A 26243-nucleotide genomic window follows, 5' to 3' on the forward strand; every position below is an offset into this window, starting at 1 on the left:
AGATGGGAAGTATCGACTATAATCCATGGCTAGAAGAATACAAATCACCCTTTGGCGCCATCGCTGAAGGGGGATTTGCTCGTTTTGCTATTCACGTAGTAGATCCGGGGATTGACCGAGTTTTTTTGAGTATCGGTCGTGAGGGAGCTGTCAATCATCGCATCCAGATGGACTTACATGAAGATGGGCGCTACCAATATGAGTTTTTTTTCAATGATGGCAAAGGTCTTTACTTTTATCATTTTGAGTTGGAATACATCTCCACCAATCAGCAACGCTTTACCCGTTATTATTGTTGGAGCGGTACAAATGGGCATGGGATGTTGGTCGAGCAACCGGAAGCCATCAACAACTACCAAGTCACCTGCTATGGCAAAGCGGAAGTGCCGCCAAAATGGTATCGAGAGGCGATTGTTTACCAAATTTTCCCAGATCGGTTTTACAATGGCAATCCCGATGGCAGTATTAATTCACCAAAACCAAACACGTTTTTATACGGAACGACGGAAGATACCCCCCTCTATGTGAAAGACAGTGAAGGAGAGATCTTGCGTTGGGATTTTTATGGCGGAAACTTCGCCGGAATTCGAGCCAAAATTCCCTATTTGAAAGAGCTCGGTGTCAATGCCATTTACTTGAATCCGATTTTCGAAGCCCGTAGCAATCATCGGTATGATACTGCAGATTATTTAAAAGTTGATGGCATTTTAGGGACGGAAGGGGAGTTTATCGATTTGATGACCGAACTCCATCAAGAAGGATTTCATGTGATTTTGGATGGGGTGTTTAGTCATGTGGGGCGTCAGAGTCGCTATTTTAACTATGACGGTTCTTACGGCGAAAATGTCGGAGCGTATCAAAATATTCAAAGTCGTTATTTCCCGTGGTTTACCTTTACTACTTATCCCACCGACTATCGTTCGTGGTGGGGCGTCAAAGATTTACCCGAAGTAGATAAGGAAAATGAAGATTTTCAACAGTTTATCTATGGAGAAAATGGCGTGCTGAGTAAATGGAATCGATTAGGGGTGGATGGTTGGCGTTTAGATGTCGCTGACGAACTACCGGATGGCTTTATTGCGGGGATTCGCCAAAATCTCGAGAGCTTTAAAAATAAGGTCTTGTTAGGAGAAGTTTGGGAAGATGCTTCCAATAAAATTTCCTATGACCAGCGACGTCAGTACATCTTAGGAGACCATCTCCACGGGGTAATGAATTATCCTTTGCGGACAGCGACGATTGCTTTATTGATGGAACAATGTTCGCCAGAAGATGTGGCGTTGGCCTTTCTTCGGCTGCAAGAAAACTACCCTCGCGAGGTCTTTTACAATAGTTTGAACAATATCGGCACCCATGATACCGAGCGCATTTTAACAGAGCTTAATGGAAATAAGGATAAGTTAGCCTTAGCTTTTGGTCTGTTGGTCTTATTTCCTGGGGTACCTTGTGTCTACTATGGGGATGAGGCGGGCTTAACTGGAGGCAAAGATCCTGACAATCGCAAGTTTTTCCCGTGGGAGATGATCGATGAGGACTGTTACCAAGCTTGTCAAAAATGGCTGACTTTGCGAAAAGAACAACCTTTGTTGCAAGATGGAGACTTTGCGTTACTTTTTACGGAAAAATTATTTGGGATCATCCGTTACGATGAAACCGAATTTTTATTGGCAATCTTAAACCCTCTGGATGTGGACGTGGTAGTCAATGGAGGAGACTTTGCTAGTTATCGTCATCTGCCTTTGAGTACTGAGTTATTAGAAGAGTTACTCGATGGTCAATTTATCATGGCAAATCACTCTTTTGTGATAAAAGGAAAGTTCTAAGTGGGGTTATCTAGCAGAATTCTATCAATCTGCCGGAAATATGTTAGAATGAGAGAAACCGATACAAAGGATGACGAGTATGAGTAATTATTCAGATATTAAACGGAAACACTATCGCTTTCCAGCCTACCAAGATGATGAAGGGGTAAAAATTCAACGGGGAGCAAAACGGAACCTGTTTGCCAAGGATCGCAGTTGGCTGCTGACCGATGAAACTGCTTTTTCCCACCGGGAGAGCCGTGATGAAAGTCCTAGTAGCTCTTTTATTTCTCGTAAAAGTGAACCGGATCGTAGTTTGCGACGTTCTCGTAAAGAAACTTTAGAGAAACAAGGCTTAACGATTTCCCAAAAAGAAGAACTGAAAAAGCATCGGGAAAATTTACCGGATTATAGCAAAAAAACAGCTGTTGAAACCGATGCTGTCGGCCGCACATCTCTTTTTGGGAAAGAACCTCGGCAATCTTCCCTGCACAACACGGCTACTGGAAGGCAAGAAGCGACAGCGGAAGATTCGGTGAAACGGCAGTATTCCGGGCGCTCTTATTTCGTGCCTAAATACATTCCAGCATCAGTGATTCCAGATAAAAAAGCTGGGGAAATCAGCCAAGCAGAAGTGATGGCGGCGATGGCTAAAGCGGAAGACAGTTACTTGACTTTTGATACAGAAGTAGCAGCATACCAAGAAAAAAAAGCCCAAGAGCCTTCCGTTCGTAAGTTTCCAGCAGAAGAGCACAAGGCAGTAAATTCCACTGTTGACAATCAACCAAAAGAGTCGGGACTTTCTGAAAAGCGGCATAGTGTCTTGGACCGGGGCTTGCAAGGCTTGATTGAAGAAGCCAGTGAGACCGATAAAAACGGCTACTTTAATCGCAACCGTCATTGAGTATGTTCTTGGTTAGCAACATAGATTAGAAATAGACAAGGTAGGCAAAAAAATGGAATCATATGATAGTCAAATTGATCAACTTATCAAAGGTGAAATCAAAGAAATCGAGGTTTCCCATGAGCAGTTTATGCTGTTTCGAGAAGCTTGGTTGAAACGGGAAGATCGCAAATATGTCGTGGGAGAAGCCCATCATCAAGGGAGTGTAACTTACCGCTACGATCCCACCGTTCTATAATAAAACCCGCAAACCTGATCGCGATCGAGTTTGCGGGTTTAATCATAGCCAGTGGGGCTGCAAATGGGTTGGGTAGCTTTGGACTTGGCTTCTGGATGATATGAGGGGCTGCCGCGTATTTATTGATTTTTATGATCTCGCCACAGGAGTAGTAGATTCCCTAGCCAATCCAACATGATGCCGATAACAATTCCTAACATGATGCCGAAAACCAACTTATTTGTAATTAAGCCAATACAAACCCCAATCAGGATACCGAGAAGGTTGAATTCACCGTCAAACTGTTGTTTTTCCATCGGGAAGCACTCCTTTTTCATCTCTAACTGGGAAAATTATGATTTCTTTCGTTTGGCACCTTGACAAACACAGTGGGCATTGGTAACATAATAAAGTCGCTAAGTTACAGCGACGGTTTGCGGAAGTGTTGGAATTGGCAGACAAGCAAGACTAAGGATCTTGTGGGCGCAAGCTCGTGTGGGTTCGAGTCCCATCTTCCGCATTGGGTATCGGATAACGGCTGACGAGGAATCGTTGGTCGTTTTTTTATAAACTTAAATATTGAAGAGATTGGCTAAGGTTTTCGTCAGTACTCTTGTTTTTTGATTATTCATAAACTTAAATATTGAAGAGATTGGCTAAGGTTTTCGTCAGTACTCTTGTTTTTTGATTATTCACCAACAAAGGTCATTTTTTGCGTATCTTTCTGATAGAATAGTACCACATTTATGGGCTAGTCGTCTGATAATTCTTGCAAATCTTTATTGCTTTTTGGCGAGCCTTCCAGTAAAGTTGTACCAAAGAATATTTACCACAGCATGATGTTTAGACGAGGCTAGCCGATACAGAGCAATCGTTATCCAAGGAGGGGAATTATGAAACATTTTGAAAAATCCAATAAACTAGAAGGCGTCAGTTATGATGTCAGAGGCCCGGTACTAGAAGAAGCTGAGCGGATGCAAGAAGCGGGCATCAGTGTGTTGAAGCTCAATACCGGCAATCCAGCCCCCTTTGGATTTGAAGCCCCAAATGAAATTATACGTGACTTGATCATGAACGTTCGGGAATCAGAAGGCTATTCTGAATCAAAGGGGATTTTTGGCGCTCGCAAAGCCATCCAACAATACTGTCAGCTGAAGGGGTTCCCTAATGTGGGCATTAATGACATTTATACCGGAAATGGTGTCAGTGAACTGATTACTATGTGTATGCAGGGGTTGTGTAATAATGGGGATGAGGTTTTGGTACCCGCTCCAGATTACCCCTTGTGGACCGCCTCGGTTTCCCTTGCTGGCGGAAAACCAGTTCACTATATTTGTGATGAAGCCAGTGAATGGTATCCAGATATTGAGGATATCCGGAAAAAAGTCACTTCAAAAACAAAGGCAATCGTCGTCATCAATCCTAATAATCCCACTGGTGCTGTGTATCCTAAAGAAATTTTAGAAGCAATCGTGGAGGTGGCTCGTGAATTCGATTTGTTGATTTTTTCTGATGAAATCTATGATCGCTTGATAATGGATGGCTTAACCCATGTGCCGATTGCCACCTTGGCACCAGATCGGATGGTAGTCACGTTAAACGGGTTGTCAAAATCTCATCGGGTGGCAGGTTTTCGTGTCGGCTGGATGGTGCTATCAGGGGACAAGCGCGGGGCAAAAGATTATATTGAAGGGCTGAATATGCTGTCTTCCATGCGCTTGTGTTCCAACGTCTTATCCCAACAGATCATCCAAACAGCCCTCGGTGGCTATCAAAGCAGCGACGAGTTATTGTTGCCAGGAGGACGAATCTACGAGCAACGGGAATTTATCTACAACGCCATCAACGCGATCCCGGGCTTGTCAGCGGTCAAACCCAAAGCGGCCTTTTATATTTTCCCCAAACTGGACATCAAGCGTTTTAATATTACGAATGATGAGCAGTTTGTCCTGGACTTCTTGCATGAACATCAGATCTTGATGGTGCACGGCGGTGGCTTTAATTGGCAACAGCCAGATCACTTCCGTATCGTTTATTTACCAAAACTTGATGACTTGAAACTAACTGCTGAACGGATGACGACTTTTTTGGCAACCTACCAGCAAAAATAGCCTGAAAATCATTGCTTTAGCTGAAAAAAATGCAGGACAGCCATTTGGGGCCGCCTGCATTTTTTGTTTTACAGAATATGAGATAGAATCAGCGCTATTTGACTGTCTAGCAGATGAGTTCGCAAGCTTTTTTGCTGACGACGACACGATTGGCGAACTTTTCAGCGAGTTCTTCATCATAAGGCTCCAAGACGTTGATGAGTAGCGCATTTTGATATTCCCGTTCGATCTGGCCCTTGAATGTTTGCTCGTGCCAAGTGAAACGCACATTTGCTTTAACTTCCATATGAATCCCTCATTTTTTTGTGATAAATTCTAGAAAACAGGTAACTTGCTGACATTATGTGATAAAATGAGCAAAAAGTATAATGCATATTAGCATATTTTAATCGAAGAGGCGGATACGATGGAAAACCAGCAAAGGTCCTTTGGCGAAGTCATCAAAAATATTCGAAAACAGCGGAAAATGACTCAAAAAATGCTCTCACAAAATATATGTTCGCAAAGTGTGTTAAGTCGCATCGAAAATGACGGGGAGTTACCCAATGTTTTGGTGATGGCCCAGCTTTGTCAACGTCTAGGGGTGACGATTGATCAGGTGATGCAGATGCATTCCACCGAAATTCAACAGGTGCATGCGCTGATTGAGCAGATGACATTTTTCTTCTTTCATAAAAATTATCAGTTACTAGATGAGTTGTTGCATCGTCCGAATCTACTCAATCATCTGTATTTGGATACTGATTTGCAGCTTTATCACTACTATCTGGGAAGTTGCTATTTCTTTTTGCATCATGACAGTGAGTCTGCCTTGAAAGAACTGAAACGGGGACTTTCTTATACGTTCCAGTTGGACAAATCCAATGTTTCTGCAACGGAGATCCAGCTGATTAGCTGTATTGGTAGTGTATATGAGGATTTAAGACGGATGGATTTAGCGCGTCAACAGTTGAAGTATAGTCTGCAACTTTTCCAAAAAATGCCTCCTGAACGGATGTCCAATATGGCGGCGAAGATTTTTTATAATTATGCCCACTTTTTGTACTCTCAAAAAGAAGCGGAGGAAGCACTAGCTATCGCCAAAGAAGGAATTACGGTGGCAAGAAAGCAGAAGAGCTACTATTATTTGGACGACTTATTTTTGCTAACCGGGCGGATTTATGAGTATTTAGGAGAGTCTTCTGTGGCGAAACAGTATTTCAAAGCTTCGGCGGATGTCCAATATATTCGAACCATTTAAATTCTCCAAAATGGTGTAGACCTTTCTTGACTTAAAAATTGATTAGGAGTACCTTTAAGATGTAAAAAGTTTTCGTTTGTGGGTGTCAACATAGTGAGTTGGAGACGACCTTTCTGTGGCTAAAGCGAACGGACTGAACCAGGGGCTGTTACAATCCTGGTGAGACTGATTTTTTCTTGACAGACCGAGGAGAGATTAGTGAAACAATATTTTAAAGGAGCGAAAGAGCATGAGAAGATTTTTGTATGCAGATAAGTTTTTTATGAATTCTGATACTCGCGGAGCAGGCTATTTGGAGTTAGTGGATGGCAAATTTGGTGATTACTACAAAGAACTTCCTGATGACAATGCTGAAGTCGTGGATCGCAGTGGCCAATGGATTGCACCAGGTTTAGTAGATACTCATATTCATGGCTTTAAAAATCATGATGTGATGGACAACGATGCAAAAGGGTTGAAAGTCATGTCCGATGGCTTGTTGGAATGTGGGGTAACCTCTTTCTTGCCAACGACTTTGACTTCCAGTAAAGAACGCTTAAAAGATGTTGCAGCGACTATTGGTCAAGTTCAAAATGAAGTGACTGGTGCGAAAATTCAAGGGATTTATTTTGAAGGACCTTTCTTCACGGAAGAGCATAAAGGGGCTCAAAATCCGATTTATTTTGGTGATCCTGACTTGGCTACTTTCCATGAATGGCAAGAGGCTTCTGGGGGCATCATCAAGAAAATCGCCCTTGCTCCAGAACGAGCAGGTGTGAAAGAGTTTGTCAAAGCCGTGACTGAAGAAGGCGTTGTGGTTGCTTTAGGCCACAGTGATGCGACTTTGGAAGAAGCGACCGATGCGGTGGAAGCTGGGGCTAGCGTTTTCGTTCATGCTTACAACGGCATGCGGGGCCTGAATCATCGGGAACCAGGGATGGTTGGCGCGTTGATGTCTTTACAACACGTCTTTAGCGAGTTGATTTGTGATGGCCATCATGTTCATCCACAAGCAGCAGAAATCCTGATGGAAAAAGTGGGACATGATCATGTAGCTTTGATTACCGACTGTATGATGGCTGGCGGTATGCCAGATGGTGATTACATCCTCGGGGAATTTCCAGTAGTTGTAAAAGATGGAACTGCCCGATTGCAAGAGGGTAATTTGGCTGGTTCAATTTTACGCCTGAAAGAAGCCATTAAAAATGTGGTTGATTGGGGAATTGCCACTCCAGAACAAGCAGTGATGATGGCAACTTGGGTCCCAGCAGTCAGCTGTAAAATTGATGACCGTTGCGGTAGCATCGCCAAAGATCGGGCGGCTGACTTTATCGTCTTAAATCCAGATATGACTTTGGCAGAAACATATCTTAATGGTGAACAACGTTACGAAGCTTAATAGCGATATGAAAAAGACTTCTAGTGGATTCCACTAGAAGTCTTTTTGGCTATTTGCCGGACAATACTTTTTGGAGACTTTCATTGATTAGATCGGCATCTTCCGGGTACTCCATTTCTAAACGATTGGCTTCGAATATGGCAGCAGAATGAGACGTTTGGACAGACTGCTTCACGGCATCATCATCGATGGAGTCGATGTAGTCTTGTTGCTGTTGCCAGGCAGCACGGATAGCATCGTAGTAAGTCTCACTGTCGGGATAATCCGCAACAGGTGTAGACGATGGTGTTTCAGCTGTTGTTTCCCCTGGGAGATATTCCACCAGATTTGTGGTATCTAATGGTATGCCGGCTGTATTTTCGGAAAAATTGCGAGTAGCTAGTGAAATCGTTCCTTGATCATTGTAGAAAAGGAAGTAGGTATCACCAACGATTTCCATGGGATCGGAACTATCTTCTAACGCCGCGACTCTAACGACAGTGTTCACTTTTATGTCTCGTTTAGCGCCAGCCTCATTGGTAACAGTAATCCTTTTGGTGGGTTCATCTGCTATAGCTACAGGATAAAAAACTTCATCTCCCCCAGTAGTCGTGAGGTAAAGGGCTTTACCGTAGTTATTTAAATCTTTTATATCCAGCGTAATGGTGGTAGGTTGATTTTTTTGCTTTGATTTAAAAGCGAGATGATTAACCGTCTGTTTGGTACCATCTGATAAGGTTATTTCCTGTGTGAAATCAGCTAAGTTTACGGCATAAGAAAGTGCCGGATCCTCGGCCTTTTCCTGGGACTCGCTGCTAGTTTGCTGAGCTAATGAGGACGGTACAACAGTTGTAGAAGTCGTCGTTGTTTCGGAAGAATAAACCGTTACAGTTGAACTGGAATCAGTTGCTTTGCTTTGTGAACAAGCAGCTAGTGCGAGTACACTAAATAACAAGATGACACCATTTTTCATTTATTTCACACTCCTCAATTAGTATTGATGATAATGTAAAAATGCTGAATGATGGCATGGTTTTTTATAATTTAAATAAAGTGAAGTCCTCGGAATTTTTGAAACTTATTGATTAACCCTGTGAGAAGAGTACTGGCAGACAATTCATAATTGTGTTTTTTATTTGGTTGGATAAAACATATCTATCCGCAAAAGTGATGCCCTGGCTGATTAGTGCGTGATGGATCAAAAAGGAGAGAGGGTTCCAATAACCTGATGGAAAGGAATCTTTTATTAAGTATCGACATTTTAGGTTTTCAGATAGTTGGTATCTTTACTTGTCTGAGCGTAAGGCACCAACTATCAGAGAACCTTTTTTTGGTAGACGAAGGTCTTCTATAGGTTCAAGTTCTCAAAAGGGTAAGATCCAAGAACCAATGAGGGAAGTTACCTATTTTTCTGACGGTTAGAAAAAGGTGAAATTTGGCTCTATCGTAATTGGTAGGCGGGTAACTAGATTGACAAGGTTAAATCAAAAGATTGTTCTAGGAGTGGATCCTTTCAGTGGGGAAAATCGGGAGGGTCTGGCGGGAGTTGGGCGGGGATGAATTACCATTCACTTCAGGGCGGGGGCAAGATAGGCTGATTGATATTGTGTTTTCCCATTTAAGGAGCATTAAATAACGTATAAATAGATATAGATAGCGCTAACAGGAAGGCTTGTGTTACACTTATTAAGAATAGATTAAGTGGATTAGGAGGCTTTTATATGAGTTATATTGAAGTCGTTGATGAAGTTAAAGAATATAAAATGGGAGATACTATTATCACCGCCAATGATCATGTGACTTTTTCCGTGGAACAAGGGGAAATTGCGGTGATCTTGGGTCCCAGTGGTGCAGGGAAATCGACCGTGCTCAATATTCTAGGCGGGATGGATACCTGCGACTCAGGTCGGGTGGCTATCGATGGGATTGATATTGCCGGTTTTAATGAAAAACAGCTGACAGATTATCGACGCAATGATGTGGGGTTTGTCTTCCAGTTTTACAATTTAGTTCCCAATTTGACGGCCAAGGAAAATGTCGAGTTGGCCTCGCAAATCGTTGCGGATGCTGAAGATGCCGAGGATATTTTGTTGAAGGTGGGTTTAGGAAAACGTATGAATAATTTTCCTGCCCAATTGTCCGGTGGCGAGCAACAACGGGTGACCATCGCCCGGGCTTTGGCTAAAAAACCAAAGCTGTTACTTTGTGATGAACCCACTGGGGCGCTAGATTATGAAACAGGGAAGCAGATTCTACAGCTGTTGGAAGATGCAGCCCACCAGATGGGCACGACGGTTGTAATCATAACCCACAATTCAGCAATTGCACCAATGGCTGATCGCGTCATTCGAATCAATGATGCGAAGGTTCGTAGCCAGACCCAAAATCCAAGCCCGACGCCAATTGCAGCGATTGAATGGTAGGTGTTCGCAGATGAAGCAAGCATTGTTGAAATCTAGTCTTCGGGAAATTCGTAAGGCGCCTACCCGTTTCTTGTCAATTGTTGGCATTATCTTTTTAGGAGTGGCCTTTTTTGTAGGTATTGCAGCCACCGGACCAGATATGATTGATGCGGGGGAGCATTATTATGCTAAACAGAAGTTAGCGGATGTGGCGATCGTTTCTAGTCTTGGTTTGACCGAAGATGACTTAGCTTTGGTGGCTGACAACCAGCAAGTTTCAGCAGCACAAGCCCAAACTATGGTGGATTTGCGGCTAGCAAAGTTAGACAAAGTGGTCCGTTTTATGAGTTACGATCCCACAGATGAGTTGAATCGGTATCATTTGGTAGCTGGGCGGTTACCAGAAAAGACTGGGGAGATAGCGCTAGATCAGGTGGCTGAATTGCACGGGGATTATAAAATTGGTGATACCTTTACCATCGAGCAAGCCGATGATTTATCAAATCAGTTGAAAAGTCATGAAGCCAAAGTGGTAGGGTTTGTCAATTCACCGGAGTTTATCGAAAATATGAGTCGGGGAAAGACGTCTGTCGGTTCTGGGACGGTGGATTATTTTGCGGTGGTTCCCAAAGCTGATTTGGTGGCAACAAGTTTTACTCGAATCCTAGTTTCTTTTGATAAAAAGGCGACAGATACGGCGTACACTGATGCCTATGAAGAGCGGATTGCAAAAGGCATTGCTTCCTTAAAAGCGACCCTTAAGGCACGACCAGAAGCCCGTTTAGCTGAGGTCAAGGCCGTTGCCGAAAAACAGCTAGCTGAAATAAAAAAACAGATTACCGATGGTCAAGCGGCGTTGGATGACGGTGCCCATCAGCTGGAAGATGCCCAAAAACAATTAGAAACAGGCAAAGCCCAGTTAGCCACGCAAAAGCAAACCTTAAAAGAGCAGCTAGCGAAAGGGCAGCAAGCAATACAAGCAGCCTCTACGCAACTCGACCAGCAAGAAGCACAGTTAAAAACGCAAGAGGATGAGTTGAAAAAACAAGCAGCCGCTTTAGCAAAGTCTCAAAAAGAAGCAGCAGAACAACGCAAAGACTTGTTAGCTAAAAAAGCCGATCATGAGGAAAATGTGGCGGTTTTGAAGCAAATCAAAGAAGAAGAAAAAGTCATTTCAGCCTTGATGAAAAGTATTGCGGATACCATCGCTATCAAAGATGAGAAGCAACTCGCTCGTAGGATTACTAAAAATAAAAATTCTTGGAGTGGGCAACTCGCTAAGTTACCGGAGACTGGTGAGCTTGTCAGTATGGTAAATGCGTTGGACAAAGAGAGTGATGCTCCCGCGCTCCAAACGCTGAGCACTAAGCTTTCAGCTTATCAAAAAGAGACGGTTGCTGAAGCTGAAAAATGGGCAGCTGCCGTTACGGAATATGAAGAAAATCTCAAGGCGTTGGACCCGGAAAATTTCCATAAACAGGAAGTCAGTTTGCAGGAAGCACAAAATCAGTTGAAAACCGCGCAAAATCAATTGCAAGAAGGGCGCAATCAAGTAAGCCAGCAGCAACAAGACTTGGAAACACAGCAAAAAGAAGGTGAAGCCCAGCTAGCACAGGCCCAGGCAACACTCACAGAAAAGGAAGCGACTTTGAAGAAGAATGTCGCTGCTTATCAAGTTGAAACTTCAGAAAACATGCCTAAATTATTGGATGCGCAATTGCAGTTGAAAAATCAAAGTCGCCAATTGGCAGAAATGCAACCTGCCGATTATCTTTTTTCCCAGCGACAGGACAATCCAGGGTATACCGAGTACAAGCAAAATGCCAATCGGATTTCCAGTTTAGCTACGGTCTTCCCGATTATTTTCTTTCTAATTGCTGCTTTGGTGAGTTTAACTACGATGACGCGAATGATTGATGAAAAACGGGGAGAAATCGGAACGTTAAAGGCCTTAGGGTATCGCAATCGTGAAATTGCTTCTAAATTTTTATTGTATTCCTTAACGGCGGGACTGATTGGTGGTCTTACCGGTTTGGCAGTTGGTTTTTATCTCTTTCCAACCATCATCATTCATGCCTATGGACAACTGTATAATCTGACAGAATTTGTGACACCATGGCGTTTATCCTACGGGCTGATTGCCATGGGCGTAGCTTTGATGTGTACAGTAGGGATTGCGCTGATTGCTTTACGCTTTGATTTGCGGAGTACGGCGGCGACTTTATTGCGTCCGAAAGCTCCGAAAAGTGGTCGCCGTGTCTGGTTGGAGCGAATCAAACCCATCTGGCGTCGTTTAAGTTTTAATCAAAAAGTGACGATGCGAAACCTTTTTCGCTATAAAGCCCGCATGTTGATGACGATCTTTGGGATTGCTGGGTGCATGTCGATGATTGTGACAGGCTTCGGTTTAAGAGATTCCATCAGTGAGATGGTGCCTTTACAGTTTGAAAACCTTTGGCGCTATCAAGGGATCGTGACTTTTGGCCAAACCGGGTCGACAGAACAAGTCAAAAACTATCAAACTGCTTTATCGGACTTGGAGGATTTTGATCAGGGGCTAGCGATTGCCAGCCAAAGCTACCAACTATCGGGAAATGGCCAAACGCCACAAGATGTCACTGTGTATGTGCCAGAAAATCCCGAGAAGATTGGCGCTTTTGTTCGCTTACAAGATCGCCAATCTAGTGAAGCCTATCGCCTGACCGATGAAGGGGCAATCATTGACGAAAAACTAGCTAAACTTTTTAAACTTCAAGTTGGCGATACGATGAAATTAACAGGAAATGAAGACAAGCAATATCCGATCCGAATCGCTGCCATTGCTGAAAATTATGTCGGGCATTTTGCTTACTTAACACCGACTTACTACCAACAAGTATTTGGTGAAGTACCGGTTTATAATAGCGAGTTTTTACTTTTTTCAAATACACCGGATAGTAAAACCCAACAAGCAATAGCCCAAAACTTGATGGCTTATCCTCAAGTCAGCAACGTCACCTTTATGACTGATTCCTCAGATGCTTTAGATGACACGGTACAGGTTTTGACGATTGTCGTTTGGGTATTGATTGTTTCTGCGGGGTTGTTGGCATTAATTGTTTTGTATAATTTGAATAACATCAATATAGCCGAGAGAATTCGCGAATTGTCTACCATCAAAGTGCTCGGGTTTCATACTAATGAATTGACGATGTACATTTATCGCGAAAATATTATTTTGACGATAATTGGGATTGGCGTGGGCCTGGTTTTGGGTTATTTCGAACATCGTTACGTCTTGCAGACGGTGGAATTGGATATGCTGATGTTTGCACCGGACATTCATCCGCTGAGCTATCTTTATGCTAGTTTGATTACGATTTTCTTTAGTTTTCTGGTGGGAATAATCGTGTATTTCAAATTGAAGAAAGTCGACATGATTGAAGCGTTGAAATCAAACGAATAAGTCGGTTGTCGAAAGTGTTGGAAAGGTATTTTTCTTTGGGGAAGAACAAACTGGAAATTAGCTGGCCAGCTTTCAAAAAATAGGTGGAAAGCCTATTAGAGGGAGCTGTTCCAGTTGATTTTCTGGATAAATAAAAGGGAAAGGGAGTGTTCACGAATGGATATGAGTAAGTTAGAAGCTGGAATGGTGACAATCGTCTCCATGGGGATCGTGTTTTTGGTGCTAATTGTCTTATGGGGAGCGCTAGAGTTACTTCATAAGTTGGTGGCTGGAAGGGGGCAGTCAGATGGGTGATATTATTCGTAATATGGTTGAAACTTCAGGCTTTGCTGGACTAACTTGGCGCCACTTAGTGATGATTCTCATCGCCTTACTTTTTATTTACTTAGCTATTTTTAAAGAATATGAACCTTATCTATTGTTACCGATAGCTTTTGGGATTTTACTGGTAAACTTGCCTTTCACTGGCATTTTTGCTGGGCCGGCAAATGGGGAACCTGGGGGCTTGTTGTATTATCTCTATCAAGGGACCAATCTAGGGATTTATCCACCGCTGATTTTCTTGTGTTTGGGAGCAGCGACTGACTTTGGTCCCTTAATTGCCAATCCTAAGACATTGCTTTTAGGAGCGGCTGCTCAGTTTGGGATTTTTGCCGCCTTTTTTGGTGCCATTTTCCTTGGTTTGACTGGGGAAGAAGCGGCATCTGTTGGGATTATCGGGGGTGCAGATGGACCGACAGCGATTTATTTAACGACTCGTCTGGCCCCACATCTATTGAGCGTCATCGCAATTGCTGCGTATTCGTATATGGCTTTGGTGCCGATTATTCAACCACCGATTATCAACGCCCTAACCACCGAGAGAGAGCGGAAAATCAAGATGACGATGAAGCGGACCGTCACTAAGAAAGAACGAATTTTATTTCCAATTTTTACGACGATATTTGTTTCGTTAGTGGTGCCGGCCGCGACTACGTTGATCGGGTGTTTGATGTTAGGCAATCTGATTCGGGAATCTCAGGTGGTACCTAAAATCACGGAAACACTTCAAAATGCCATGATGTATATAGTGACGATTATCTTGGGCCTGACAGTAGGAGCGAAAGCCGAAGCTGAGATCTTTTTATCGGCCACCTCTTTAAAGATTATTTTCTTAGGACTGGCTGCCTTTGCGATTGGCACCGCTACCGGGGTTTTATTTGGTAAAGTCATGTGTAAGTTGACGAAAGGTCAGATTAACCCGATGATTGGAGCAGCAGGGGTTTCAGCAGTGCCGATGGCGGCGCGGGTGGTGCACAAAGAAGGGCTGAAGAACGATCCTTCCAATTACTTACTGATGCACGCCATGGGCCCTAATGTCGCTGGTATTATTGGTTCAGCCATAGCAGCGGGGACCTTGTTAGCTTTCTTTAGTTAGTAATCATAATCGTCAAGAAACTTGTCAGATCGGTGTCTGGCAAGTTTTTTGTAGATAAAGAACTTATCAAAATTAAGCTCCAAAAAGCTTGATATATTAGTAATTAAGTGGTCTATCATGCCGACATTTTGATACTCGAAAAAGGTGAAATTTAGCGACCTAGGAATTGGGTTGACGGTAGCTAGACCGGCAAAAGCCAAACGAAAAAGCTGTTTGTCTTTGCTAGTTCATCTTAACAGTGTCTGTTTAGATGAACTGTATGCGCAAACGCATCTTTAGCTTTGCCTTGCGCATTCAAACTCAGAGTAAGTGGTGCAAGCACCACAACTCTAAGTAATTCATTACGCATCTTTAGAGCGACTGTCAATCCAATTCTACTACGCTAAATCTCACCTTTTTCACGGTACGTCTGCTACCCTACAAGAAACTAATTGCTGGATTTACGAACTCGCGAGGTCGTTCCATGGCGTTTTATCTGATTGTCAAACACCTTGGGCACTAACAAAATAGTAGAAGGCTTTCGTTTGCATCTGCGACTTTCGACATGACGAAGGAGTTTGGCGAAATTTGGTAGAAAAACTGGGCTTAAAGTGCTTCCTTAGAGACAATCTTTGTTATAATATCCTTGATAGCGGGAGTTACCTGCTAAGAATGAAAAACAAATCAAACTAGGATCAAGCTAGTTTAATGAAGGAGGGGTACTTTTGACAGAACAATCAGTGTTTCCTAAAGACTTTCTTTGGGGGTCTGCATCGGCTGCCTATCAAGTAGAGGGTGCTTGGGATGAGGATGGCAAAGGGCCGTCTGTCTGGGATGAGTTTGTCCGAATTCCCGGAAAAACGTTTAAAGCGACCAATGGTGACTTGGCGGTGGATCATTACCATCGTTACCACGAAGACATCGCTTTGATGAAAGAACAAGGACTGAAGGCTTATCGTTTTTCAGTCGCGTGGACGCGGATTTTCCCAGAAGGCCGAGGGGAAATCAATCAAGCTGGCTTGGATTTTTATGTGTGCTTGGTGGATGAGTTGATCGCTAATGGTATCGAGCCAGTCCTGACTTTATATCATTGGGATTTGCCCAAAGCGTTGCAAGAGGCGTATGGTGGTTGGGAATCCCGTGAAATTATCGATGATTTTGTAAATTATGCAGCGGTTTTATTTGAAACATTTCGCGATAAAGTCCACTACTGGGTAAGCCTAAACGAGCAAAATATCTTTATTCAAATGGGCTATATGCTAGCCTTGCATCCACCGGGTGTGACTGACGAAAAACGGATGTACGCAGCCAACCATATTGCGAACTTAGCCAATGCTTCGGTGATCAACAAGTTCCATGAAATGAAGATGCCAGGGAAAATCGGTCCAAGTTTTGCTTACTCACCAAATTATGCTTTTGATAGTGATCCGAAAAACGTCCTAGCTGCGGAAAATGCCGAAGATTTAATGGCTCACTGGTGGATGGATATCTATGCTTGGGGTCAATACCCAATCGCCATGTTTGATTTGCTTCAAAAACGAGGTGTAGCACCAACTATTGAAGCTGGGGATATGGAGTTATTGCAGTCGGCAAAACCAGACTTTATGGGGATGAATTATTATCAGACTGCTACCAATATGTACAATCCCCTCGACGGTGTCGGACAAGGGAAGATGAATACTACCGGCAAGAAAGGTAGCTCAGGGGAATCCGGCGTCCCTGGTTTGTACAAAAAAGTCGCCAATCCTTATGTAGATCGTACTAACTGGGATTGGGAAATCGATCCGATGGGTATCCATATCGCTTTGCGTCGGATCACTAGTCGTTACCGTTTGCCAGTGCTGATCACCGAAAATGGCTTAGGAGAATACGATAAGATTACCGAAGACCATGAAATCCATGATGCCTACCGTATCAAGTATTTGAAAAACCACGTCGCTGAAGTTGGGGCCGCTATCAGTGAAGGCTGTCAAGTTTTAGGCTACTGTACTTGGTCTTACACAGACTTACTCAGTTGGCTAAATGGCTATCAAAAACGGTATGGTTTTGTGTATGTTGATCAAGATGAAACACAAGAAGGTAGTTTGAAACGCTACAAGAAAGATAGTTATTACTGGTATCAACGGGTAATTGCTACTAATGGCGCCACCTTAGACTAAGTTGAGCCCTGCAGCCAAAAGCAGTATGTTTGCTTTTGGTTGCTTTTTACATAAGAAATAGCGTTTCATCAATGTCTCTTGAGGATCAGTCAATTGTTAGAAAGAAAAGGAAGTGCCAAAATGAAAGCCTGTGGAATCATCGTGGAGTACAATCCGTTTCATAACGGTCACCTTTACCATGCTCAAAAAGCTCGTGAATTGTCAGGAGCCGAGGTGGTGGTAGCTTGTATGAGTGGCAATTTTCTGCAACGAGGAGAGCCAGCTATTACGGATAAATGGTTACGGAGTCGGGCGGCTTTAGCCAATGGCGTTGATTTGGTAATTGAACTTCCCCTGTGCTGGTCTTTACAAGCAGCGGATTATTTTGCTAAGGGCGGGATTAAAATCTTGCAAGCGATTGGTTGCCAAGCTTTGTGCTTTGGGACAGATCACCAAGATGATTTTGATTACCAAGCTTTTGGCAGGTTTGCCCATGAAAAGCGGCAAGCGATTGACATAGCTTATCGCGCGTTACATGATGAAAAATTAAGTTACCCACAAAAAATGAACCAGGTGTTTACTCGCTTGTATCCAGAAATGCAGCTCAGTGGTGCCATGCCGAATCATATTTTAGGGTTGGCCTATGCCAAAGAAAATGCCAGCTATCCTCACCCTATGACGTTATACCCATTGCCACGAGTGGGAGCGGGCTACCATGATCACAAACTTTCCAATCAGCCCATCGCTAGTGCCACTGGGATTCGTGAAGCAATTGCAAAGCACCAGTCAGTCAGCAATTTTGTCCCTGACCAAACACTTCAAAGCTTACAAGAACAACAGGTAACTTGGGAAAAACTCTGGCAGTTCCTTCGTTATCGGCTTCTCTCTACAACAGCTGCTGAGTTACGGCAGATTTACCAGATGTCAGACGGGTTGGAGCAACGCATGTTAGGGGCTGTGACCCAAGCCACCAGTTTTTCTGATTTTCTACAAGCGGTAAAATCAAAACGATATACGTGGACTCGCTTGCAGCGCTTGTGCTGTTATGTTTTATTGAATATCCAGGACCAAGAGATGCGACAAGCCTGGCAAGAGGAGCAGCTGCGGATTTTAGGGTTTAACGCCACCGGACAGGCCTTTTTACGACAACAAAAAAAACAACTGACTGCCGAGGTTGTCAGTCGGATAGGCAAACCAACGACGATACAGCAGGAATTGATGGTGCGAGGAGATCAGATTTATCGTCTGGGGGATGAGCGAGTTCCCGAGCAAACGATCGGGCGGATTCCCATTCGCATCTAAACTGATAGAAAACTCTTCACAGATTGCCGTCAGACAAGTATAATAGACAAGGACGTTTTTTTCGAAATAACAACAAAAACAGAAAGCGAAGTGTAATTATGGGTCGTAAATGGGCAAACATCGTTGCAAAGAAAACAGCCAAGGACGGTGCGAACAGTCGGGTCTATGCTAAATTTGGTATTGAGATCTACGCTGCCGCAAAATCAGGTGATCCGGATCCCCATTCCAACCAAAAATTGCGTTTTGTTATTGAACGAGCAAAAACTTACAATGTGCCCCGGCATATTATCGATCGGGCCATCGAAAAAGCAAAAGGCTCTGGCGACGAAAACTATCAAGAATTACGCTATGAAGGCTTTGGTCCCAATGGGTCTATGGTGATTGTGGACGCTTTGACGAATAACGTTAATCGGACAGCTGCCGATGTGCGGGCGGCTTTTGGTAAAAACGGCGGGAACATGGGTGTTTCCGGTGCGGTTGCTTATATGTTTGATAACACTGCCTTGTTTGGTTTTGCCGGCGACGATGCCGATGAGATTTTAGAATATTTGATGGAAAAAGACATTGATGTGCGGGATGTGGAAGCCGAAGATGGACAAATCATCGTTTACGGTGAACCAGAAGATTTTAGTACGATTGATGCAGCCTTGAAAGAAAAAGGCATCAGTGAATTTACTGTTGCCGAACTGCAAATGGTTCCTCAAAATGAAGTCAGCCTTGAAGGAGAAGACTTAGAAACATTTGAAAAAATGTTGGATGCGCTAGAAGATTTAGAAGATGTCCAATCTGTCTACCATAACGTTTCTTTAGATGACTAGAAGCTGATTTGATAAGCAGAACAACTAAAAAATACCGTTTCAAGAGTTTACTATCTTGAAACGGTATTTTTTTAAGGGGAAGAAAGGTAAAAAACTTATCCAAAGAAAATGCTAGATTAACGATTGGACTTACGTTACTTAGGTGGGCGGCTCATCTTTTGAGGAGTCTTGTTGGGCTTTGATCTGAGTTTGGACCTCTTTAAGCATTTCCTGTAATTTTGCTTCTTTTTGCTTCAAAACCACCAAATCTTCTTTTATCTCACTTTCTTTTTCCTTTTCTGGCGGCCGTATCAAAAAGTTGATGGCGATAGCGACGAAGGTACCGATAAAGGTGTCAATCACCCGCTGAAGGGCGAAATAGATTGACTCGCTACGGGTGACGCTGAGGGTGATTAAGAGCATGGTGGCAATGGCCGAAACAATGCCGGCATTGTTATTGATCCCATCTGAGAGAATGATAATTAAGGCGACGAGTAAAGGCAGTAGAAAGAGTTCTAAAAGAAAATCTTGATGGACATATTGTTTGATAAAGAAATAGAAAATCGCAAAAAGACCCCCCATGGAATTTCCTAATACTCGAGAACGACCAAAGGAGACGGTAGTAGTAAGGTCTTGACGGAGGGAGAAAACTGCAGCCAAAGCGGCGATTAATGGTTCTCGGCGATCGGTAATTTTAAAAAGTAAGATGCAGATCATGACAGCCAAGGCAGTTTTCATGGTACGCATACCGATTCGAAAGCGCCCGATGTGCATCAGCTTCACATCCTTTCGGTTATAATGAGGTAGGCAGAAAAAGTCAGTATTCTTCATTAATTTAATGATATCGGAAAAAGATTTGAATTACCAATGATTCAAAGTTTTCAGGTACAATAGAAATAGAAGTTTCTTTAGTGGAAAAAGAAACGCGATTTTAAATGAGGAGGAAAGGGATGAAAATCGGCTTACGAACAGTCAAAACGGCCGTTTGTGCGGTGGTAGCGATGGTGCTAGCCCAAGGGTTAGGTTTACTCTATGCTCCTTCAGCAGGGATCATCGCCGTATTAAGCGTGGGCAATACCAAGCGTTCTTCTTTTGTTATTGCAAGAAATCGGGTTGTATCTTTGGTTTTGGCGATGGGGATTGCTGGCCTATGCTTTTTTGTATTAGGCTATGGGCCGGTTGCCTTTGGGGTCTATCTACTCTTGTTTATTCCCGTGTCCGCACGATTTCAATTGGATGATGGTATCGTGGTCAACTCCGTATTAATGACCCACTTTTTGGTAGAGCAAAACTTTTCTTTAGCCATGATTACCAACGAATTTTTGCTGATGGGGATCGGTGCGGGATTGGCCTTGGTGGCGAATCTTTATATGCCTGATCTAGAGAAAACGTTGCGAGAAGATCAGTTGGTGGTTGAAGCGATGTTTGCTCGTTTGTTAGAGTTGTTATCAACAAGTTTAAACCAACCCCAGGAAGCCGCCAAAATCGAGGAACGTTGCAATAGCTTGCAACAGTTTTTGCGCAATGCCCAGGAAAAAGCCCATCAGCATCAAGAGAATTACTTTGGGAAAGAAGAAAGCTATTTCGAGGAATATTTTGCCATGCGTCGTTCCCAACTAAGCATTATGAAAGACATGATTGCGGTCTGTCCTCAGATAACGGTGGAGGAAGACATGGTGGCGCACTTGCGAGGCTTGCTGCAATATACCGCGACAACCTTTGCAGAGGACAACGACGGTCAAAAAATTTTGGACCAGATTTTAGAAATTTATGAAGGATACCGAAAAAGAAAGTTACCTCAAAGTCGGGAAGAGTTTGAAAATCGTGCGTTACTCTTTCAGTTTTTGCAAAGTTTTTCTAGTTTTATCGAAATCAAAGCAGAGTTTTTTGACGAGAATAAAACCACCCTGGCACCTAAGAAAGCTTAGGGGCTAGGGTGGTTTTGTGCTGTTTTATGGCCTAAAGATTTTAAATAGTCTTTTTAAAATCTTTAGCTATTTTTAGCTGCGTGCCAAAAATGTTGCATTTGATCCATTAGTGCGGTGGCATCGTGGGTCAAAGCCAAAGAATTATTTGGCGCCCCTTCAATACAAGCCACCATATTGGCAATTTCATAGTTCAAGGCTTGGGAGGTTTCACCGACTTCGATGGTTTCACGGGTACCGTCAGTGTAGAAGATTTCAGCAGCTTGGGCCCGTGGGTATTCAGGAATAGTGATGTAACCTTTTTCATAGGCGATAATGCCGATTTTTGGCATTTTAGCTTGGAAGGTGAGGGTGACAGCGGCCATTTCACCGAGTTTATTTTCCAAAATGGTGACGGACTGCTCATCAACACCGGTAGCAAAAGGTAACATTTGGCTAGCGGTAACTTGTGGTTGGGCATTCATAAAGCGGCGGACCAAGCTAACAGCATAGGTTCCGATATCTAATAACGCACCGCCTGCCAAGTCAGGATTGAAGAAGCGGTTCGTGGGATCGGGTTCTTTGTAGCTGCCAAAAGGGGCTTGAATCATTTTGAGTTTGCCAAGCTTACCGGAATCAGCAAGTTGACGCAAATGATCAAACAAAGGCATATTGAAAATGGTCATCGCTTCTTGTAAAATAAGATTTTTTTCCGTGGCTACAGCCATGACTTCTTCCAGTTCTGCGAGATCCATGGTAATCGCCTTTTCGCAAAGAACGTGTTTTCCTCCGCGGAGAGCTTTCAATAAATAGTCTTTGTGAAAACGATTAGGGACAGCCACGTATACCACGTCTACAGCCTCGTCTGCTAATAACTCATCGTATGAACCGTAGCGCACAGGAATATCATACTTTTCGCCGAAGCGTTCGGCGGTCTCTTGATTGCGGGAGCAGATGGCATAAAGTTCACTGTTGGGATGGTTGAACACCATAGCCAGTTGCTGAGCGATTTCACCGGTACCGACGATGGCCCATTTGTATGTTTTCATTGTAAAACTCCTTTCAAAATCACAGGTTTTAGGGAGTGGCTCTTGCTTAGCCGACTTTTCTGGAGGGCGCTTGCCACCAACATTTCCTGTCTTTAAGATAACAGAAAAACTTACATAATTAAAGGGAAAGAATCATGGTTACGAGAAGCGAATAGTTTGAGAAAGGAATGAGTAAAACAGAAAAAAGCCAGTAATAATACGAGATTTTTCCCATAACTGTTAAAAAAACTAGAAGTTCGTGGCGAAATGCTAGCAATCAGGGAAAATTTCAGTAAAATAGATAGAGAAACTAGTGTTTTGGTCGTTGGGGCGCTTAGGTAAAACTGCTGCTTCTTCAACGCTATTATTAAACAACAAAGGATGAGCTCTATGCATGATGTTTACATCGAGATACTGGTCCATACCATCAAAGAACAGTATGTAACTGAAAAGAACTTTCTTGAGAGTGTTCTGAATATCTCAGAGGATACTTGGGAAAATTGGAAATTAGGTAACTTCAGTCTACCAGGTGAACAGACACAAAAAATTAAAAATTTGTTCACAGATTACGAATGGATGTTGGTCCAAAAGATTTTACGTCAGACGATTATCTTCCCAGAAAAACGCAACAGTGCCGTCAATGATTACCGCCAGATGAAAACTAGAATCGCCCAAAAATGGCTGAATAGCGATCTAGCAACCGTATCTGTCAAGCAACGGGAAGAAACTCATAACGCCCAGATGATTGAGTTGGTGGTCATTATGGATTATGAAATGTGGGGGTTTGATGATATTCTAACCTTTACCTTGCCAGCACGGATCCAGCAACAAATCGAAAATGAACAGGTGGCCTTACTGGATTGGGTCAACGAAAACTTGGAGGAGACTTATCTTGAAGACTGATCAACCGATTATGAAGAAACGCAAGCTGTCACCGCGTTTTTCTATCATCATCAGTTTTTTAATCGTCTTTACGCCGTTAGCTTGGTTTTTTTCCCAACAGTTTTTTCCAATTGAAGGATTCGCTACAGAAACCAGTCAATCCTTTGACTACGTTCCTTTGCCAGATGAAATGATCAAGGGATTACTCGATCAACCCAACTTGGCAGAAGATGCGACTACTAAGGATACCGCAGCGATTTTAAAAACATCTTTACTGACTATTAAGGAATTAAACCAATCTAAGACAGAAGAAAAGGCCTTATTAGCAACAACGACCCCTGTAAAAGAAGCCGAGTTGTGCCCACCAGAAGACTTTCCTACTGTATCGACAAAGGATTGGAATTTATTACTGGTAGGACCCAATCACAAATTAACCACTGAAATTGATACCAAACAATTGACACCGATTGCCCCTGACGAACTCATGGATCAGCGTGTTGCCCCAGTCTTTGAACAGTTACGTGGGGCTGCCCAAGAAGCCGGGGTGGAGCTGAACGTGGTGTCGGCGTATCGCTCTGTTGCGGATCAAACAGCGGTTTTTGATGAAAAATTTCAACGGATGAAAGCTCAAGGAATGACTGATGAAGAAGCGAAAAAAGTCACAATGACAGGGATGACCGAACCTGGTTACAGTGAACACCACACGGGTTTGTCAGTTGATGTGGTGGACAATGCCTGGCTTGCTTCCGGCCCGGACTGGACCTTATCTGAAGATTACGGGGAGACAGTCGGTGGCAAGTGATTGCAAGCTCATGCGGCAGAGTTTGGCTTTGTTATCCGTTATCCAAAAGTTAAACGGAGATCACTAAAATTACCTATGAGCCTTGGCATCTTCGCTATGTCGGCGTGGATGTCGCAAACTACATGAATGCTCATCAACTGTGTTTAGAAGAGTTTATTGACGAAGTAGAAAAGTGGGAGAGCTATGGCAGTTAAACGCTACCGTTCAAAAAAGAAAAAACTAAATTTGCCATTGGTTCTCTTTGGCTTGCTATTGATTGGGGTCGCCTTTGTTTTCTCATTGGCGACCCTTGTTGATAGCCATGACTTTGGTGGGGAGCAAGAGGCGACTAATCAGAAGCTATCGCGGGAAGAATTTATCCAAACCCTAGCTCCCCATGCTCAAGAACTACAAGCTGGGTATGGTGTTTTACCGAGTATTATTCTCGGGCAAGCCTGTTTGGAGTCAAATTTTGGGCAAGCAACACTGGCTAGCCAGTACCATAATCTCTTTGGTGTCAAAGCATTTGGCAATCAGCCCAAAGTCAATTTGGAGACACAGGAATACCTAGATGGTCAATGGGTGACAATTCGGGGAGATTTTCGGGTGTACAACTCTTGGGAGGAAGCGATGGATGACCACACTCGGTTATTTGTCAATGGCGTAGATTGGGATCCCCATAAATATGAACCGGTCTTACAGGCCAAAGATTATCAACAAGCAGCCAAGGCATTGCAGAAGGCGGGATATGCGACAGATCCTACCTATGCTGATAAAATAATAAGTATGATTAAGGAATATCAATTGGATCGTTTTGATGAATAAGCACCAATCAAACATATATCGGAAGGAAGTGCTGGTATGACTCAAAAAAACTCTAAAAAAACGCCAGAAATCATGACCGACTTACGAAAAGACATCGTGCGGATGCCGAGTGTGATTCGGGAAGCCAGTGGAATCATGATTTTTGGTAAGCGGATTAAATCGATTATTTTTACTACGGATATCGCAATTATCCGCAATACCGATGCCGATGCGGTGATTGCCGTTTATCCTTTCACACCACATCCTGCAATAACTAAGAGCATCATTGAAGCTGCGGATATTCCGGTCTTTTCTGGTGTAGGTGGCGGCTTGACTCAAGGTAGTCGTTCAGCCTATATGAGCATGTTTGCTGAAGCCCAGGGGTCTTTGGGGGTTGTTTTAAATGCTCCGACACCGGTGAAGACGGTCAAGATGGTAGCCCAAGTGGTGGATATACCCGTCATTAGTACTGTGACTTCCGTATATACACCGATTGACGAAAAATTGGCTGCCGGCGTGAAGATTATCAATATCAGTGCCGGCAAAGATACTGCCGCGACCGTCCGCTATTTTAGAGAACGTCATCCAGATTTGGCAATCATGGCGACGGGGGGCCCAACGAAAGCGAGTATTATAGAAACGATCGAAGCTGGTGCCAACGCCATCACTTACACACCTCCTTCTAACGGTGAACTCTTCCGTCGTAAAATGGAACACTATCGGGAAGAAGAAAAAGGCAAATAGTTTTCTCCAAAAGGCATCGAGCAAGGTAGTGGTTTTGCTAGATGTCTTTTCTTATCGATAAAGAACTTAAATAAACTAAGCTCCAAAAAGGTTGATGGTTCAGAGATTAAGTGGCGTATCATACCGTCATTTTACACGGTACACATGCTACCCGATAAGAATAATTTGCTGGATTTATGAAACAAAGGGAATAAATCGATTATCCATAAAGCAAGCCTGGCCAGCTTACTTATTGATCGGGGAAGTAGCCACTATTTGTTTTGGATTGTTCCCAAACTGTGAGCTATCTGACTCGCCTAAAGAAACGAGCGATTACGGACTGAAAAAACTGTGGGTTCGAAAAAAGCCGCTAGCATCTGGATCCAGACGCTAACGGCTTTTAGCTGATTGGGTGGAAAGGATGCTTACAAAATCAAGGCATCCGCGGTTTCTTTAAAGCCATAGACAGGCAAAAAAAGCTCTTCTGCGTAGGTCATCAAGACGAAAGAACGATGGGTCATGAGAGCAATGACTATTTTTGTTAGCGGAAGTGGCGGCAAGTTGTTGTCAGCGATGAAAATCAGTTGTCCGTCGGTTTGGCGTATCTGACTGCAAGGCAACTGTCGTGACTCCCGACTAATCAATAAACCTTGGTAGGCTTGACCTTGAGTCGGAAGGGTGATGGCTGTTAAGAGCTCGCTAGCCCGCATGAGTGATCCTGCCTTTCTTACGAGAAGGATAAGGACTTAGTTCAAAATCTAGCATGATCTTAGTCTTTCCCACTACTTGATATTGGCTGACGATAAATTGTCCCCGTCGATTGTATATTCCATGAACAACCACCTGCATACCTGGAGCAACATCGGCTAAAAAACTCAAGCCATGTTTGGCAATCAAACAGTTCTCGTTATTTAATTTAAAGTAGACCAAAGGCGGATTACTGGCAATAAGTTTGGTTTTTTGAATCAGACCTTGTTTTGTTAGCATGGAAAACCACTCCTTTGTAAGGG

25 protein-coding genes and 1 tRNA gene are annotated in these 26243 nt (G+C 43.3%); 19 read left to right on the forward strand and 7 right to left on the reverse strand.

From position 1 onward, the window contains the following. Nucleotides 1-2 precede the first annotated feature (2 nt). From ACO03U_RS02570 to ACO03U_RS02580, 3 genes are all read left to right on the forward strand, one after another. Nucleotides 3-1823, forward strand: coding sequence for a glycoside hydrolase family 13 protein (locus tag ACO03U_RS02570; RefSeq protein WP_204685230.1), 1821 nt, complete (start codon nt 3-5; stop codon nt 1821-1823). A 79-nt stretch (nt 1824-1902) separates the two neighbouring features. Beyond that, nucleotides 1903-2706 (forward strand): hypothetical protein, encoded by an 804-nt coding sequence (locus ACO03U_RS02575; protein WP_204685231.1) that lies wholly within the window; start codon nt 1903-1905, stop codon nt 2704-2706. Nucleotides 2707-2758: 52 nt separating this feature from the next. Next, nucleotides 2759-2944: a hypothetical protein gene (locus tag ACO03U_RS02580; RefSeq protein WP_161868512.1), complete on the forward strand. Its 186-nt coding sequence runs from the start codon at nt 2759-2761 to the stop codon at nt 2942-2944. Nucleotides 2945-3063: 119 nt separating this feature from the next. Here the strand turns inward: ACO03U_RS02580 and ACO03U_RS02585 are convergent, their stop codons facing one another. After that, nucleotides 3064-3240 (reverse strand): hypothetical protein, encoded by a 177-nt coding sequence (locus tag ACO03U_RS02585; RefSeq protein WP_202625796.1) that lies wholly within the window; start codon nt 3238-3240, stop codon nt 3064-3066. A gap of 119 nt (nt 3241-3359) precedes the next feature. Between ACO03U_RS02585 and ACO03U_RS02590 the strand changes: the two genes are divergently transcribed. Together ACO03U_RS02590 and ACO03U_RS02595 are read left to right on the forward strand one after the other, a co-directional pair. Then, nucleotides 3360-3443: transfer RNA gene (locus ACO03U_RS02590), tRNA-Leu, on the forward strand. A gap of 373 nt (nt 3444-3816) precedes the next feature. Next, nucleotides 3817-5034 (forward strand): pyridoxal phosphate-dependent aminotransferase, encoded by a 1218-nt coding sequence (locus tag ACO03U_RS02595; RefSeq protein ID WP_161868513.1) that lies wholly within the window; start codon nt 3817-3819, stop codon nt 5032-5034. Nucleotides 5035-5140: 106 nt separating this feature from the next. Here ACO03U_RS02595 and ACO03U_RS02600 read toward each other — a convergent pair whose 3' ends face one another. Next, complete coding sequence (locus tag ACO03U_RS02600; protein WP_161868514.1) at nt 5141-5320, reverse strand: DUF2187 domain-containing protein; 180 nt, start codon at nt 5318-5320, stop codon at nt 5141-5143. 120 nt (nt 5321-5440) lie between these two features. Between ACO03U_RS02600 and ACO03U_RS02605 the strand changes: the two genes are divergently transcribed. Both ACO03U_RS02605 and nagA read left to right on the forward strand, forming a co-directional pair. Next, nucleotides 5441-6274 carry a helix-turn-helix domain-containing protein gene (locus tag ACO03U_RS02605; protein WP_204685233.1) on the forward strand — a complete coding sequence of 278 codons (834 nt, stop codon included), beginning with the start codon at nt 5441-5443 and terminating at the stop codon, nt 6272-6274. Between the two features lie 229 nt (nt 6275-6503). After that, nucleotides 6504-7652 (forward strand): N-acetylglucosamine-6-phosphate deacetylase, encoded by a 1149-nt coding sequence (gene nagA, locus ACO03U_RS02610; protein WP_204685235.1) that lies wholly within the window; start codon nt 6504-6506, stop codon nt 7650-7652. Between the two features lie 49 nt (nt 7653-7701). On the opposite strand, the gene ACO03U_RS02615 is transcribed toward nagA, so the two are convergent. Then, the gene (locus ACO03U_RS02615) at nt 7702-8604 is read right to left on the reverse strand and encodes a hypothetical protein (protein WP_204685236.1); all 903 of its coding nucleotides are present in this window, start codon (nt 8602-8604) and stop codon (nt 7702-7704) included. Nucleotides 8605-9352: 748 nt separating this feature from the next. Here ACO03U_RS02615 and ACO03U_RS02620 point away from each other — a divergent pair. The 7 genes from ACO03U_RS02620 (at nt 9353) to ACO03U_RS02650 (ending at nt 19132) form a co-directional block, all read left to right on the forward strand. Continuing rightward, the gene (locus ACO03U_RS02620; protein WP_204685238.1) at nt 9353-10054 is read left to right on the forward strand and encodes an ABC transporter ATP-binding protein; all 702 of its coding nucleotides are present in this window, start codon (nt 9353-9355) and stop codon (nt 10052-10054) included. Between the two features lie 10 nt (nt 10055-10064). After that, nucleotides 10065-13478 carry an FtsX-like permease family protein gene (locus tag ACO03U_RS02625; protein ID WP_204685240.1) on the forward strand — a complete coding sequence of 1138 codons (3414 nt, stop codon included), beginning with the start codon at nt 10065-10067 and terminating at the stop codon, nt 13476-13478. Nucleotides 13479-13634: 156 nt separating this feature from the next. Beyond that, on the forward strand, nt 13635-13772 hold the full coding sequence (locus ACO03U_RS02630) for an OadG family protein (protein ID WP_204685242.1): 138 nt from the start codon (nt 13635-13637) through the stop codon (nt 13770-13772). Further along, the gene (locus ACO03U_RS02635) at nt 13765-14895 is read left to right on the forward strand and encodes a sodium ion-translocating decarboxylase subunit beta (protein ID WP_161868521.1); all 1131 of its coding nucleotides are present in this window, start codon (nt 13765-13767) and stop codon (nt 14893-14895) included. The genes ACO03U_RS02630 and ACO03U_RS02635 overlap by 8 nt, the downstream gene beginning before the upstream one ends. A 704-nt stretch (nt 14896-15599) precedes the next feature. Beyond that, nucleotides 15600-17033, forward strand: coding sequence for a glycoside hydrolase family 1 protein (locus tag ACO03U_RS02640; RefSeq protein WP_204685244.1), 1434 nt, complete (start codon nt 15600-15602; stop codon nt 17031-17033). 120 nt (nt 17034-17153) lie between these two features. After that, nucleotides 17154-18314 (forward strand): nucleotidyltransferase, encoded by a 1161-nt coding sequence (locus tag ACO03U_RS02645; RefSeq protein ID WP_204685246.1) that lies wholly within the window; start codon nt 17154-17156, stop codon nt 18312-18314. A 98-nt stretch (nt 18315-18412) separates the two neighbouring features. Next, nucleotides 18413-19132 (forward strand): YebC/PmpR family DNA-binding transcriptional regulator, encoded by a 720-nt coding sequence (locus tag ACO03U_RS02650; protein WP_161868524.1) that lies wholly within the window; start codon nt 18413-18415, stop codon nt 19130-19132. 138 nt (nt 19133-19270) lie between these two features. Here ACO03U_RS02650 and ACO03U_RS02655 read toward each other — a convergent pair whose 3' ends face one another. Further along, nucleotides 19271-19885: an FUSC family protein gene (locus ACO03U_RS02655; RefSeq protein ID WP_204685248.1), complete on the reverse strand. Its 615-nt coding sequence runs from the start codon at nt 19883-19885 to the stop codon at nt 19271-19273. A gap of 176 nt (nt 19886-20061) precedes the next feature. On the opposite strand from ACO03U_RS02655, the gene ACO03U_RS02660 reads away from it, so the two are divergent. Further along, nucleotides 20062-21039, forward strand: coding sequence for an aromatic acid exporter family protein (locus ACO03U_RS02660; RefSeq protein ID WP_204685250.1), 978 nt, complete (start codon nt 20062-20064; stop codon nt 21037-21039). A 62-nt stretch (nt 21040-21101) separates the two neighbouring features. Here ACO03U_RS02660 and ACO03U_RS02665 read toward each other — a convergent pair whose 3' ends face one another. Continuing rightward, nucleotides 21102-22064, reverse strand: a complete 963-nt coding sequence (locus ACO03U_RS02665) for a Gfo/Idh/MocA family protein (protein WP_204685251.1) — start codon at nt 22062-22064, stop codon at nt 21102-21104. 369 nt (nt 22065-22433) lie between these two features. Here ACO03U_RS02665 and ACO03U_RS02670 point away from each other — a divergent pair, with 369 nt between their 5' ends. The 4 genes from ACO03U_RS02670 to ACO03U_RS02685 all read left to right on the forward strand — a co-directional run bounded on the left by ACO03U_RS02670 (nt 22434) and on the right by ACO03U_RS02685 (nt 25254). Then, nucleotides 22434-22946 (forward strand): hypothetical protein, encoded by a 513-nt coding sequence (locus ACO03U_RS02670; RefSeq protein WP_161868528.1) that lies wholly within the window; start codon nt 22434-22436, stop codon nt 22944-22946. Continuing rightward, nucleotides 22936-23727 carry a M15 family metallopeptidase gene (locus ACO03U_RS02675; RefSeq protein WP_204685253.1) on the forward strand — a complete coding sequence of 264 codons (792 nt, stop codon included), beginning with the start codon at nt 22936-22938 and terminating at the stop codon, nt 23725-23727. Before ACO03U_RS02670 ends, ACO03U_RS02675 begins: the two co-directional genes overlap by 11 nt. Nucleotides 23728-23910: 183 nt before the next feature. After that, complete coding sequence (locus tag ACO03U_RS02680) at nt 23911-24531, forward strand: glycoside hydrolase family 73 protein (RefSeq protein WP_204685254.1); 621 nt, start codon at nt 23911-23913, stop codon at nt 24529-24531. 36 nt (nt 24532-24567) lie between these two features. Then, complete coding sequence (locus tag ACO03U_RS02685) at nt 24568-25254, forward strand: beta/alpha barrel domain-containing protein (RefSeq protein ID WP_161868531.1); 687 nt, start codon at nt 24568-24570, stop codon at nt 25252-25254. A gap of 404 nt (nt 25255-25658) precedes the next feature. Here the strand turns inward: ACO03U_RS02685 and ACO03U_RS02690 are convergent, their stop codons facing one another. Continuing rightward, a complete protein-coding gene (locus ACO03U_RS02690) occupies nt 25659-25943 on the reverse strand; it encodes a hypothetical protein (protein ID WP_161868532.1) in 285 nt (94 codons plus the stop codon). Beyond that, entirely contained in the window at nt 25933-26220 is a 288-nt protein-coding gene (locus ACO03U_RS02695; protein ID WP_161868533.1) for a hypothetical protein, read from the reverse strand. The genes ACO03U_RS02690 and ACO03U_RS02695 overlap by 11 nt, the downstream gene beginning before the upstream one ends. Nucleotides 26221-26243: the final 23 nt, after the last annotated feature.

It is taken from the genome of Enterococcus diestrammenae, assembly GCF_049384045.1.
Classification (GTDB): domain Bacteria; phylum Bacillota; class Bacilli; order Lactobacillales; family Enterococcaceae; genus Enterococcus_C; species Enterococcus_C diestrammenae.

Bases quoted from the DNA above. Each gene is read 5' to 3' on its own strand.
- ACO03U_RS02570 (WP_204685230.1), top strand. From the start codon at position 3: ATGGGAAGTATCGACTATAATCCATGGCTAGAAGAATACAAATCACCC.
- ACO03U_RS02575 (WP_204685231.1), top strand. From the start codon at position 1,903: ATGAGTAATTATTCAGATATTAAACGGAAACACTATCGCTTTCCAGCC.
- ACO03U_RS02580 (WP_161868512.1), top strand. From the start codon at position 2,759: ATGGAATCATATGATAGTCAAATTGATCAACTTATCAAAGGTGAAATC.
- ACO03U_RS02585 (WP_202625796.1), bottom strand. From the start codon at position 3,240: ATGGAAAAACAACAGTTTGACGGTGAATTCAACCTTCTCGGTATCCTG.
- ACO03U_RS02595 (WP_161868513.1), top strand. From the start codon at position 3,817: ATGAAACATTTTGAAAAATCCAATAAACTAGAAGGCGTCAGTTATGAT.
- ACO03U_RS02600 (WP_161868514.1), bottom strand. From the start codon at position 5,320: ATGGAAGTTAAAGCAAATGTGCGTTTCACTTGGCACGAGCAAACATTC.
- ACO03U_RS02605 (WP_204685233.1), top strand. From the start codon at position 5,441: ATGGAAAACCAGCAAAGGTCCTTTGGCGAAGTCATCAAAAATATTCGA.
- nagA (WP_204685235.1), top strand. From the start codon at position 6,504: ATGAGAAGATTTTTGTATGCAGATAAGTTTTTTATGAATTCTGATACT.
- ACO03U_RS02615 (WP_204685236.1), bottom strand. From the start codon at position 8,604: ATGAAAAATGGTGTCATCTTGTTATTTAGTGTACTCGCACTAGCTGCT.
- ACO03U_RS02620 (WP_204685238.1), top strand. From the start codon at position 9,353: ATGAGTTATATTGAAGTCGTTGATGAAGTTAAAGAATATAAAATGGGA.
- ACO03U_RS02625 (WP_204685240.1), top strand. From the start codon at position 10,065: ATGAAGCAAGCATTGTTGAAATCTAGTCTTCGGGAAATTCGTAAGGCG.
- ACO03U_RS02630 (WP_204685242.1), top strand. From the start codon at position 13,635: ATGGATATGAGTAAGTTAGAAGCTGGAATGGTGACAATCGTCTCCATG.
- ACO03U_RS02635 (WP_161868521.1), top strand. From the start codon at position 13,765: ATGGGTGATATTATTCGTAATATGGTTGAAACTTCAGGCTTTGCTGGA.
- ACO03U_RS02645 (WP_204685246.1), top strand. From the start codon at position 17,154: ATGAAAGCCTGTGGAATCATCGTGGAGTACAATCCGTTTCATAACGGT.
- ACO03U_RS02650 (WP_161868524.1), top strand. From the start codon at position 18,413: ATGGGTCGTAAATGGGCAAACATCGTTGCAAAGAAAACAGCCAAGGAC.
- ACO03U_RS02655 (WP_204685248.1), bottom strand. From the start codon at position 19,885: ATGCACATCGGGCGCTTTCGAATCGGTATGCGTACCATGAAAACTGCC.
- ACO03U_RS02660 (WP_204685250.1), top strand. From the start codon at position 20,062: ATGAAAATCGGCTTACGAACAGTCAAAACGGCCGTTTGTGCGGTGGTA.
- ACO03U_RS02665 (WP_204685251.1), bottom strand. From the start codon at position 22,064: ATGAAAACATACAAATGGGCCATCGTCGGTACCGGTGAAATCGCTCAG.
- ACO03U_RS02670 (WP_161868528.1), top strand. From the start codon at position 22,434: ATGCATGATGTTTACATCGAGATACTGGTCCATACCATCAAAGAACAG.
- ACO03U_RS02680 (WP_204685254.1), top strand. From the start codon at position 23,911: ATGGCAGTTAAACGCTACCGTTCAAAAAAGAAAAAACTAAATTTGCCA.
- ACO03U_RS02685 (WP_161868531.1), top strand. From the start codon at position 24,568: ATGACTCAAAAAAACTCTAAAAAAACGCCAGAAATCATGACCGACTTA.
- ACO03U_RS02690 (WP_161868532.1), bottom strand. From the start codon at position 25,943: ATGCGGGCTAGCGAGCTCTTAACAGCCATCACCCTTCCGACTCAAGGT.
- ACO03U_RS02695 (WP_161868533.1), bottom strand. From the start codon at position 26,220: ATGCTAACAAAACAAGGTCTGATTCAAAAAACCAAACTTATTGCCAGT.